Genomic DNA, 10435 nt, shown 5'->3' with positions numbered 1-10435 from the left:
CGTGTATCAGTTTACAAGTGCCGATGACATCTCTTAAGCGCGCGTGACGCCACGTTACGTGAGCACGAAGGCGAGCTCACGGATCTGCGCGACACTGTAACGACTCTCCAGAAGACACTCTCCGACCGGGCGATCGAGATCGAGCACCTGAAGCTGTGGATCGCGAAACTCCAGCGCATGCAGTTCGGGCGCAAGTCGGAGAAGATTGATCGCCAGATCGAACAACTGGAATTGCGTCTCGAAGATTTGCAGGCCGACGATGGCGCGGCGACGGTCGACGCACCGACAAGGCCCCGCCGAGAAACCGGCATGCCGACGGGACGCAAACCCCTTCCGGAACATCTGCCGCGCGAAGACGTTGTTCATCAGCCCGACGACGCGTGCTGTCCGCAATGCGGCGGTGCGCTTGGCGACCTCGGCGAGGACGTCTCCGAGCAACTCGACTATGTGCCGGGGCATTGGCGAGTGATTCGTCACCGCCGACTCAAGAAGGCCTGTACCTGTTGCGACTGCATCGTGCAGGCGGCTGCGCCCAGCCGGCCAATCGATCGCGGCATGCCGGGTCCGGGGTTGCTCGCGCATGTCCTGGTCGCCAAATTCTGTGACCATCTCCCCTTGTATCGACAGTCAGTGATTTACGCGCGCGACGGCGTGCAGCTCAGCCGTTCGACACTCGCGGACTGGGTCGGCCAGTGCAGTGCGTTGCTCCGGCCACTGGTAGAGGTCGTTCGGCGGTACGTGATGGCCGCATCGAAAATCCACGCGGATGACACGCCGGTACCTGTGCTTGAGCCGGGGAACGGCAAGACCCGTACCGCACGTCTCTGGACATACGTTCGGGACGACCGGCCAGCCGGCTCGAAGGAGGCGCCGGCGGTCTGGTTCGCATACAGTCCCACAAGGGCTGGTGAATATTCACAGGGCCATCTGAAGGACTTCAGGGGAACGTTGCAGGCCGACGCGTTCGCGGGGTACAACGCGGTCTATGAAGGTGGTGATGTGCGCGTGGCTGCATGTATGGCGCACGCGCGCCGTAAATTCCACGATCTGTTCGTCGCACGCAGGAACGAGGTCAACACTGAGGCGTTGCGCCGGATCGGTGAACTGTACGCAATCGAAGCCGCAATTCGCGGCAAGCCACCAGACGAACGAAGACGTGTCAGGCAGAAGCAGGCGCGTCCGCTACTCGATGCGTTCGAGATCTGGCTGCGCTCGACATTGGGTTCGGTGTCGCAGAAAGGCGATACCGCCAAAGCCATTAACTACGCGCTGAATCAATGGGCGGCGCTCACGCTGTACGTCGATGATGGCGCCGTGGAAATCGACAACAACGCGGCCGAACGCGCTTTACGTGCCGTCGCTCTCGGCAGGAAAAACTTCCTGCACTTCGGTTCCGACAGCGGCGGCGAACGCGGGGCCGCAATCTACACCCTGGTCGGTACCGCCAAACTAAACGGCCTTGATCCCGAGGCATACCTGCGCCACGTCATCGCTCGCATCGCCGAGCATCCCGTCAATCGCGTCGACGAGCTGTTGCCATGGGTCGTTGCCGATTGGCTTCACCACGACGTCGCCTGAACTCAACGCGCTGCCATTCAACGATTCGCTTTAAACACGCTGTCGAGAACGGTCGTCGTCGGACGGTTACGGGAGAACAGACGTATTGCATCCAGCTCACCCGAAGCGGGAAGGTGGTCTTCGGCAAGAATTACAGTGCAGCGTCAATGGTTGAAGCACGGCGTATTGCTGCCCAGGCAAAGAACGAGTTCGACAGCATGCACGGAGCGACCGATGACCAGCCCTATGTGAAGTTAGGGGATGCTAGCTTCCGCGTCGCACTCTGCGCGCGCTCGAGCGTCAACTCACTTGGACGAATAACCCGACGGTCATTTTTCCAGTCAGCCATCGGAAAATGCCACGCGGCGGCTAGCACTCTGGGGCAGCCGGGATACTTCGTGACTTCGCAACAGGACTGATAGGCTACTAGCAACGCGGATGTCGAGGCCTATCCGTTCCAACATGATGTGCGGCGTCGACTTCGCCAACGTAATCGGTCGAGCTTTGGTTTCACCGGTCATCTGAATGACTGATGTAGCTTGCAAACGAACCCGTCTGCGCGCACCTTCTGTCATTGACGGTGATACCATTCGCCACGATACGGTGCTGGTAGTCGAGTCCGTCAACGCCCGCAATTGTCCATCACCGCACGACCGTCTAGAGATTGCGACGCTCGAAATGCGAAATCACCAAATCGGGCAAGCCACCATGCAGCACCAACGGCGGTCGCCAAACGGACCAACTTGTGATCCATCGTGGTCACCTCTACTTGTCGGCATCACACGCCCTCGCCCATTTGTCGGCTGGCACGCTAGTGTGCAGTCCAAGCTGCTGCGCGGTTTCTATCGGCAAGCGTAATAACACAGTCCCCGGACGGTTTTCCACGTTTCCGAGCATCGTGAAATCTATCGCAACTCCGTTTAGCTCAAGATATACAATCCCAGTTTCGAAAATCTCCTCGTATAGGCGCCAGGACGGCTCTGAGGCATCGTTGGATTCGTGATGGGCAAGGGTCGCTTTCGTACTCATGGCCTGCTCCTTTATCGCCTTGTTCATATCTTCAACGGTAATGGGCGTTGATGGCGCACTGATAATGCCCTTGAGCGATCGAACGGATCGATCAAAGAACTCTGCAGTCACTCCACCCTCCACAACAGTTGCGTCAGTGCAGCGGTCTGATAAAAGTTCGCACTACACGGACGAAAACCGGCTAATTCATTCCGGCAAGACTACCGTCTATCCAGTCCCGCTAGTCGCAAACATGGGCGCATTCGTCTTTCCCGTCGATCAATAGATGACCAGAGCCGCGTAGGGCGACAACGAATGCCGTTTGATGTGGCTCGGGAATATCAGTGAAGCGCACAGCAAATGGCCGACCATCGCGTTCAATCAACCGTACACCAGCAAGCGTTTCGTGGAAAAGATTCGGCCTTTTCCTCAAGTCCTTGCTCATTCGCACGAGCATATCTGCTGTCATAGGAGATGCTTGATTTTGTTCGCGCATGAGTTATGTCCTGACAACAAGGGTACGAAAGTTCGGTTTACCCCAAAGCAATTCGAACCATCATCAAGTTCTGTCGACAGTCACATCATACATCGCTATTCCGATGCAGGACGCGATTTACTCATCACTTTTCATCTGGCTCTTCATCGCCGCTCATGGTCTGATCCATCCCTGCAGCGAATCTTGCACGACGTTTCCGCCCAACGAACTCCTTGCCGAACGATTCAAGAAACCCTGTATATCGGCGAGAACCCACAATCGCTGCAGCCTCTTTATCAAAGATTTCTGGCGTCGCCTGAAACACGAATTTCATCAGTTGATCGACTTGCCCAATTAGGAGTTGAACGTCATCGCCGACACGAGCCGTTTCCTTGATTGCCGAAACGACCGTCGCGGCTAGGGATTGCTCCATCGATGCCAAGTCATTACGGAACGACTCCTCGCGAAGGAACCGCTCGACCGCCTCACTAATTAGGGCCGTCACGTTTGTGGAGCGCGTCTCGGCCATTGTCCTGAGCCGTTCCAAGCTTTCGGGGTCCAGGCGGACGTTGGTGTGAGTCTTTCTCATGTTCTTCTCAGCGGTCTCCTACGCGTGGTCTACCTGCGACCACAAATATAGTCTGATGACAAAAATTGTACCACGCTAGGATCGCTCATTGACGAGCCTTCGGCGCCGAAACGCGGGTGTCGGTGTACCACACCCTTTATGTTCCACTAGCTGTTGTTTCCGGGTATAGCTGCAGCTTTTCCGCGAAAAGCTCTGGATAAATGCCCCGGTTCCGGGGCGGCTAGGCGCTCCGCGCCGGTTCAGCCGACCCGAGAACCGGGGCCGGCGAGCCCAGCGGGCGAGCCGACGACGCGCTTTTCCTGTTTCGGGGCTGTGGGCCGGCTCAACGAGGGCAAGATGAGTGCGTGTCGAGGGCTCGGCGAGCGCATATTGACCTCGCCCAACTTTCCGAGCGAGGGTTGGCGGGTGCATCGCGGGGGTATTGCGAGGGCGTTGCGAGGGCGATGACATGCGTGTTTCACACGTCGAGTGCGCGACGAGGGCGACCCGAGGGCATAACGAAGGCGCACGGAGTGCGTCGAGGGGGCGTACCTCTTTCGGCGGCGCGTACAATCGGGGATCAACACCAAACCGCCTAGAGATGAACGACTCTAAAGACAACCCGGAAGAATTTCCGAAGTTTACACCGACGAAGGGGGGCCCGAACCGAACTAAGGCGGGCCGACTGCGCGAGCTGTTTATCGAGATCGAGGCCGCGCAAGCGACTGGTTGGAACTATCAAGCGATCATTCGCGGACTTGCAGAACAGGGGCTTGTCGTCTCCCTCTTCACCCTAAAAAGCGCAATGAAACGAATGCGTTTAGCGCGAAAAGCGGGCACCCCGACTTCAAAAATCGCGCCAGAAAAAGGGCCGGTTCAGGAATCGAAGCAATCTGCCGATAAGCCGGTTCGCGAAAGTGCGCCGAAGGCACAAAGCACTTTCTCGAAAGAAGGGTATCGGCAACCATTACAGACGTTCACGCGCGACGTGACAAAACAGCGCGACTGGGACTAATCAACGGGGCAAACGATGGAAAATAAAGTAAAAATTAGCAACACGGTGAATTTCGTTCTTCAGGGAAAAGGCGGCGTCGGGAAATCCCTTATCGCGACGATGCTCGATCAATGGTTTTTGAAGGTCGGTGCGCCGGTTTAAAGCATATGATCTGGACCAAGAGAACACGACCCTCGCGCATTACAAGGCTCTGTCCGTAACGCATCTTTCGGTGATGAAGCCGGATCGAACCATTGATCAGAAGCAATTCGATCGGCTTATGATCGACGTTCTCGAATCGCCCGAATCTCTGAGTGGCATGAATTATGCCATTGACACGGGAGCCAACACATTTTCTCCGCTGCTTGCTTATCTCATTGCGAACCATGCGTTCGACGCGATCCGCGATGCGGGAAAGACGCCGATAATTCACTCGATCATTGGCGGGGGCGATGTTCTGCGGGATACGGCAGAAGGCTTCGGCGACGTTGCGGAGGCTTCGCGTGCACCGGCGGTGGAGTCCGGCGACGTTGATCTGGTCGTGTGGGAAAACGAGCATTTCGGCCCGCTCATTATTGGTGAAAAGCACATTTCCGAAACGAAGACTTATAAGGGATTCGCCGGACGCGTGAAAGCGAACATCGTCTTGCGTGCTCGTTCGTCGGACACATTCGGTGACGACATTCGAAAAATGAATACGGCCCGACTGACGTTAAATGAGGTACTTGAAGGAAACACTTTCAATGCCATGGAAAAGAGTCGAATCAAGCGCGTGTATGGCGATGTGTTTCAGCAACTCAATGCGGTAGCGTGGTAATCATGGACGTGAGTGACGCGAAGGCTATCTATCGTCACTGAAGTTTTCGAAGCGACCGGCCAAAAATCGACGTTTGATCCGCTCGTCACGGCAGCGCTGGTCAACTCGCGCGTCCGGGTCCGCGCGGCGGAACGCGCCGCGGCCGCCATCGAAGCCGCCGCCGAGGCGGCGGCGCAAAAGCTCGCTGCGGCTGCGGCTGCGGCTGGCGAGCGCGAAGCGGCTGCGGCTGCAGCCGCCAGCGCCGCAGTCGCCGACGCTGTGCGAGAAGTGCGAGCCTTGATTGAGGCGGGCGGCGAAAACGAATTGACGCGCTTTGGAGTCCAGATCGCGGAGACGGCGCAAGCCGTCTTGGGGGACGTCGCTGGTAATGCCCGCAACGATGCGCCTTCCGTGTGGAAGTACCGCGTGGCTGCGCTATTTTGCGGCGGCGGACTGCTGTTTGCGATCGCTGGCGGGGTTATTGGATCTGCTTTTTTCGGTCATAGCGCTGGAGCGCACGCCGGACGAAGTGCGCGACCTTGCGACCGGGCGGGACTCTCGCGATCTTGCCAAAGCTCGACCCGGACACGCGTAGCAAAGTGGTCCAGTCGGTGGAAGGTACTCGCCGCGACTGAACGCCGCGTCAGCGGCGTCTATTCCATCAAAAGCCCGTCTTGTGCGACAACGCAAGGCGGGCTTTTCGGCTTTTCTTTCGCCGGCGAGAGCCGGCGCCGTTGCGATCGAGCCCGTCTCGAGCGCTCCTTTTTCCCAACCGGGCGTTGCCCGGTTGGGCTGTTCGCGGTCGCCCGAGCGCCGGGGGCAGCCCCCAAGAGCGGTTTCTTCGACTCTTTTACGTCGCAGCCGTAACCCGCGCGAAAGCTGCGAAACCTGCGAAACCGGTCGAAGCGAGTTGTCGGATTAAGCGCCGCAACGCCAGCCGGGACGATGCCGAAGCCCGGTCTGCGCGAAGTCGCACGGCGGGCTTTTCTTCCGGTGGCGTAAGCCAGCCAGCGCTTGCGCTGGACACCTTCTTAACTCCCCTTCTTCCAGACCGGGGCCTTCGACCGGGCGCGCGACCGCAAGCCGAAGTCTGGCTTGCTCACTCGTGGCGCATCGACTGCGCATCATCTATAAAAGTCCACCAGCGAATATTGACGCCGGTATAGGCCCGTCTCTCGGCCAAGAAGTTCTTCGATCAAGGCAGTTCGATATTGAATGTAGATCGACGCCGCCTTGGGCTCGTTCTGTTTATTAAGCCTTGCTTGCGCCATTGAGATCGCGAAAGCAAGCATCGCCGGCCCTGTGCGAAGACCCTCGCCATTCAGCGTACCCGTTTTATACAAGCCGTGGAGCGCGTCTTTGACCAATATCTTTAACCACTCGTCCGACAGATTTTGCGGGATCGCCGCGTCAGGGCCCCAGCCTACGACTTCTCGTTGCAGTCTTTCCAAAAGATCATCGTCCATCGCGGGTGGCAATTCCCGAACTGCGCGGTTCACCATCGTGCCTCCTATGGGTCGTAAATGCCGTGGTCTTACATGCATAGTACCGGGAATATACGGGCATGCAAAGAGTCTCTGGCGCTTTCGACGAAACTGGGTACTTGCTTGCCTTGGGTAGAGCCATCCGAGCGCTTAGGGCCGACATTGGGCTCTCCCAGGAAGGGTTAGCTCACGCGGCTAAGATTGACCGCAGTCACATGGGAAAAATCGAACGAGGTGAGCGCAACGTCACCATTCTCAATGTCGTCCGGATCTGTTCGGTCTTGCGCTGTTCCGTCTCTGAGTTGACGGGGCGAGCAGACGCAATCCTCGCTAACGACGCAGTCTCCGCCTCCGAGCGATAGGCCGTTGTCATCGTCTGCTAGAGGAAACCGTTCCTCGGCGAGATTTCGCGTGCGTTTCTCAATCGCGTTCGAAGTGCTGGTGCGGAGCTGGGGAAGCGCGGCATCGAGACGCGCGCCATTTTTCGCGTCATCGGCAAGGCGGGGGTGCAGTGAGGCATCAAGGTCGGCTATGCCGACGGCGGGTTCTTCCTCAACACCACTATGAACCTTGGCGTTGGCGGCGTTATCCAGGCGGACCACGAGACGTTCGTGCGTAATGAGGTCGAGGGGCGATCAAATATTCGATTATTAGGCCGTTCACCACCCACCCAATTCGCGAAGGGCGGCGTCGAACGCGGCTTGCCGGTCTCCTTCTCAGTCCCAGGCAAACAGGCCGCTGTTACGATTGCCCGGCTTGCTGCCAACGCAATTCAAGCCGATTCGATCGAAAGCGGGATTCAAGACGGCTACGAGCCGCAGCGATGCATGGTCACAATAAATCGGCGCTGTTAGGGGCTAAGCCGTGCTCTCTATCTGAGATTTTTCTAAAGAAGAGCTAAAAACCTTCTCAAAACCTTCTAGCATCGGTCGACGCAACCTCTTTCCCCAATGTGATCAGACGTTTACATACGTTCGAGGGTGAATATCTGACTCGAACCGGGGAGTATCTGACTACCTTGAGTAAGCATTTGACTATCGTTGGTGCGCATCTGACTTAAAGGGGTGAGCATTCGACTATCGGCCTGTGGATAACGGGCATCTCGCCCGCTTGCCTCCGTAATTGGCACGTTTTTTTGCGCTGAGCAGGCCTGCAAACTCTGCGTTTCTCACTACAAAGTCGATTGTTCGCCTGGCTGGTGACTATTTGACTTGATTTTTGGGCGTGTTGGGTGGCTTTTCCAAGTCGAATAATCACCGTTGATTGAGGCGGTAGTGATCATTTGACTAGAGCCTAGCTGAGGTTGCGTTGGCCTCGGATCAGCCGGTCCCGTCGCTCGATGCCCGATCGGCATTGGCGGTGAGCATTTGACCGCGAACCACCCTGACTTTGTCCGTTTCGTCGAGTTGCCAAGATGAAAGGAATCCTACTTCCGTCAAGCGGTCCAGTGCGGCTTTGATGGCGCGGCGGAAAAACTTGATCTCAGCCATGCGAGATCCACATAGCTTATGGATCGTCTCAACTTTCATTGGATACGGATGTTGATTGGTCGAATAGAAGGCGTGCAGCCATTTCTCCAAAGGAGAAAGCTTGGTCCTAATTTGCCAATCGATACGTGTGTAATCGCCAGGTTTAAGCTGTGCCGCTACCTCGCTGTTTATCTGCACCTTCCAAAACGTCACTTCGTCAAAACCGCCCTCTTGTGCCCCTGCGTACTTGAGCAAGAGTGGTCCGCCATAGACAACAGGGACACTGCTTTTCGTGCGGGAGCGAGTTACTTCTAGCGCGCATGCCGTCAAGCGACGTATGGTTTCCCGCAGTTCTACAAGGCTGCGAGAGTTTTGCGTCCAGCCAAGCATCTTTATCAGAGAACGGGCCTCGAACTCCACCCACTCTTGCCGATTGTCAACAGTGGCGCCGCGAGACAAATGGAGGATTTGCAAGTAGACGTCATAGTCGCGCTGCCGCAGTTCCTCGCCCGTGTACGTGATTTTGATGTGTTCGAGCGCATATATCGGCTTCGCCTTGAGATCCATACGCGCATCCCTTTGACCGCAAGTGAAGAGCGCGGATCGAACCAGATCGTGCAGCACGGGTCGATGATCTTCCGACCATAGCGGAATTTGGACACGCGTTGGTGGTCGCGGCGATTGTTGACTCGCATGCCCCCTTCCGACGAGGGATTTCTCTAGCCTTGCGACGATCTCGAGCGCTGTCTCTCTGGGCGCTACCTTCTCGCTTGTCTCTGAGGAGTCGAGAAATTCAGAGGAAATCAGACCCGGCGTTTTCTTTGTCATTTGCTTTGTTCCTCGGCTTCGATCAGGTATTCTAGTGCCGATTACTTTTTCCAAGTATAACAACAATTTCTAATCGGACGGACAATGATTGATCCTTTGCGCCCTGAGTACACGATCGATGACATCGAGGACCAGGCCAATCGCGTAGCAGACGTTGTAGAGCGTGTTCGGAACAGCATTTTTTCGCCGGATTACATCAAGAAGCCCCCTACTTTCTCCGTCGCGCAACTTGCTGCTCTTTGCCGCATCGATCGCAGCGCCCTAATGAGACGTGTTGCAAAGGGTGATCTTCCCGCCGGTAAGGAAATAAACAAATCCCGTCGCGATTTCACTTTGGCCGAAGCGCGGCGATGGGCGCGTGCTTATGGACGGTCGTATACGCGCGGACCGGATGACCGGGCGGTAGTCGTAACCACCGGAAACAGCAAAGGCGGTGTAAGTAAGACGACTACAACCATGTGCATCGCACAGGGTCTGTCGCTTCTCGGATACCGCGTGTTGTGCATCGACTTGGATCCGCAGGGGTCACTCACGAGCCTATGCGGCTATCTGCCAGATACTCAGGTTCAAGAGGAAGACACAATTTTGCCGTTGTGCGCCGGAGACGAGCTATCGCTTCAGTATGCGGTCAAGCCTACCTACTGGGATGGACTGGACGTGGTGGGCTGTAGCCCGGTGGCCTTTGCAGCGGAATTTCACATCCCGAGTCGACAGTCCAAGCGTGAGCCCGATTTTCGGTTTTATGACGTGCTCAACAAAGGACTGCAGGACCTTCGAGGGGAATATGACGTCATCTTAATCGATACCTCACCAACGCTTTCGTACTTGTCACTTAACGCTTTCTTTGCTGCTGACGGGCTGATTATGCCAATACCGCCTCGTGGCATGGACTTCGCCAGTTCGAGCCAGTTCTGGACTCTCTTTTCAGGTTTGGCTTCCTCGATTGCCGAGCAAGCAGGTGCGGAAAAGACGTGGAAATTTATCGACGTGCTGCTTTGCATGACCGAGGGTCAGGGCAATGTGAACGAAAGCGTGGTGAGGGAGTGGGTGAAGGTGGCGTATGGGGACAAGCTGATGACAGGTGAAATTCCGAAGACAGTTGTATCGAGCTCGTCTGGGACCAAGTTTTCCACGGTCTACGACATAACCAAGTACACGGGTAGTGCCAAGACATATCAGACGGCGCGGGTTGCCTACGACGCAGCCGTCGACCAAGTAGAGGCTCAAATCCGACGTGTCTGGGTTAATTGAAGGAG

General features: G+C 56.6%; 12 protein-coding genes. 6 read left to right on the top strand and 6 right to left on the bottom strand.

Going from position 1 to position 10435, the window contains the following annotated elements:
* Positions 1-84 precede the first annotated feature (84 nt).
* On the top strand, positions 85-1578 hold the full coding sequence (gene tnpC, locus BG57_RS27915; protein ID WP_052006046.1) for an IS66 family transposase: 1494 nt from the start codon (positions 85-87) through the stop codon (positions 1576-1578).
* A 744-nt stretch (positions 1579-2322) separates the two neighbouring features.
* Here tnpC and BG57_RS27910 read toward each other — a convergent pair.
* From BG57_RS27910 to BG57_RS27905, 3 genes are all read right to left on the bottom strand, one after another.
* On the bottom strand, positions 2323-2697 hold the full coding sequence (locus BG57_RS27910) for a hypothetical protein (protein WP_229754112.1): 375 nt from the start codon (positions 2695-2697) through the stop codon (positions 2323-2325).
* 109 nt (positions 2698-2806) lie between these two features.
* Entirely contained in the window at positions 2807-3061 is a 255-nt protein-coding gene (locus tag BG57_RS32790) for a hypothetical protein (protein ID WP_152562727.1), read from the bottom strand.
* A gap of 124 nt (positions 3062-3185) precedes the next feature.
* A complete protein-coding gene (locus BG57_RS27905) occupies positions 3186-3629 on the bottom strand; it encodes a ribbon-helix-helix domain-containing protein (RefSeq protein WP_035970140.1) in 444 nt (147 codons plus the stop codon).
* A gap of 580 nt (positions 3630-4209) precedes the next feature.
* Here BG57_RS27905 and BG57_RS27900 point away from each other — a divergent pair.
* The 3 genes from BG57_RS27900 (at position 4210) to BG57_RS27895 (ending at position 5419) form a co-directional block, all read left to right on the top strand.
* On the top strand, positions 4210-4623 hold the full coding sequence (locus tag BG57_RS27900) for a hypothetical protein (protein WP_035970139.1): 414 nt from the start codon (positions 4210-4212) through the stop codon (positions 4621-4623).
* Positions 4624-4638: 15 nt separating this feature from the next.
* On the top strand, positions 4639-4764 hold the full coding sequence (locus BG57_RS34185; protein ID WP_268238074.1) for a P-loop NTPase family protein: 126 nt from the start codon (positions 4639-4641) through the stop codon (positions 4762-4764).
* Between the two features lie 118 nt (positions 4765-4882).
* The gene (locus BG57_RS27895; protein WP_229754111.1) at positions 4883-5419 is read left to right on the top strand and encodes a P-loop NTPase family protein; all 537 of its coding nucleotides are present in this window, start codon (positions 4883-4885) and stop codon (positions 5417-5419) included.
* Positions 5420-5443: 24 nt separating this feature from the next.
* On the opposite strand, the gene BG57_RS33180 is transcribed toward BG57_RS27895, so the two are convergent.
* Together BG57_RS33180 and BG57_RS27885 are read right to left on the bottom strand one after the other, a co-directional pair.
* Positions 5444-5761: a hypothetical protein gene (locus BG57_RS33180; RefSeq protein WP_035970138.1), complete on the bottom strand. Its 318-nt coding sequence runs from the start codon at positions 5759-5761 to the stop codon at positions 5444-5446.
* Between the two features lie 761 nt (positions 5762-6522).
* A complete protein-coding gene (locus tag BG57_RS27885) occupies positions 6523-6900 on the bottom strand; it encodes a hypothetical protein (protein ID WP_152562725.1) in 378 nt (125 codons plus the stop codon).
* Positions 6901-6962: 62 nt separating this feature from the next.
* On the opposite strand from BG57_RS27885, the gene BG57_RS32015 reads away from it, so the two are divergent.
* A complete protein-coding gene (locus BG57_RS32015; RefSeq protein ID WP_075583227.1) occupies positions 6963-7244 on the top strand; it encodes a helix-turn-helix domain-containing protein in 282 nt (93 codons plus the stop codon).
* A 957-nt stretch (positions 7245-8201) separates the two neighbouring features.
* On the opposite strand, the gene trfA is transcribed toward BG57_RS32015, so the two are convergent.
* The gene (gene trfA, locus BG57_RS27875; protein ID WP_229754110.1) at positions 8202-9179 is read right to left on the bottom strand and encodes a plasmid replication initiator TrfA; all 978 of its coding nucleotides are present in this window, start codon (positions 9177-9179) and stop codon (positions 8202-8204) included.
* Between the two features lie 84 nt (positions 9180-9263).
* Between trfA and BG57_RS27870 the strand changes: the two genes are divergently transcribed.
* The gene (locus BG57_RS27870) at positions 9264-10430 is read left to right on the top strand and encodes an AAA family ATPase (protein WP_035970133.1); all 1167 of its coding nucleotides are present in this window, start codon (positions 9264-9266) and stop codon (positions 10428-10430) included.
* The last annotated feature ends 5 nt before the right edge of the window (positions 10431-10435 follow it).

This window comes from Caballeronia grimmiae, from assembly GCF_000698555.1.
GTDB lineage: Bacteria > Pseudomonadota > Gammaproteobacteria > Burkholderiales > Burkholderiaceae > Caballeronia > Caballeronia grimmiae.
This window is presented reverse-complemented; position numbering and strand designations above follow the sequence as displayed.

Bases quoted from the DNA above. Each gene is read 5' to 3' on its own strand.
- BG57_RS27870 (WP_035970133.1), top strand. From the start codon at position 9,264: ATGATTGATCCTTTGCGCCCTGAGTACACGATCGATGACATCGAGGAC.
- BG57_RS27905 (WP_035970140.1), bottom strand. From the start codon at position 3,629: ATGAGAAAGACTCACACCAACGTCCGCCTGGACCCCGAAAGCTTGGAA.
- trfA (WP_229754110.1), bottom strand. From the start codon at position 9,179: ATGACAAAGAAAACGCCGGGTCTGATTTCCTCTGAATTTCTCGACTCC.
- BG57_RS34185 (WP_268238074.1), top strand. From the start codon at position 4,639: ATGGAAAATAAAGTAAAAATTAGCAACACGGTGAATTTCGTTCTTCAG.
- BG57_RS27885 (WP_152562725.1), bottom strand. From the start codon at position 6,900: ATGGTGAACCGCGCAGTTCGGGAATTGCCACCCGCGATGGACGATGAT.
- BG57_RS27895 (WP_229754111.1), top strand. From the start codon at position 4,883: ATGATCGACGTTCTCGAATCGCCCGAATCTCTGAGTGGCATGAATTAT.
- BG57_RS32015 (WP_075583227.1), top strand. From the start codon at position 6,963: ATGCAAAGAGTCTCTGGCGCTTTCGACGAAACTGGGTACTTGCTTGCC.
- BG57_RS27900 (WP_035970139.1), top strand. From the start codon at position 4,210: ATGAACGACTCTAAAGACAACCCGGAAGAATTTCCGAAGTTTACACCG.
- BG57_RS32790 (WP_152562727.1), bottom strand. From the start codon at position 3,061: ATGCGCGAACAAAATCAAGCATCTCCTATGACAGCAGATATGCTCGTG.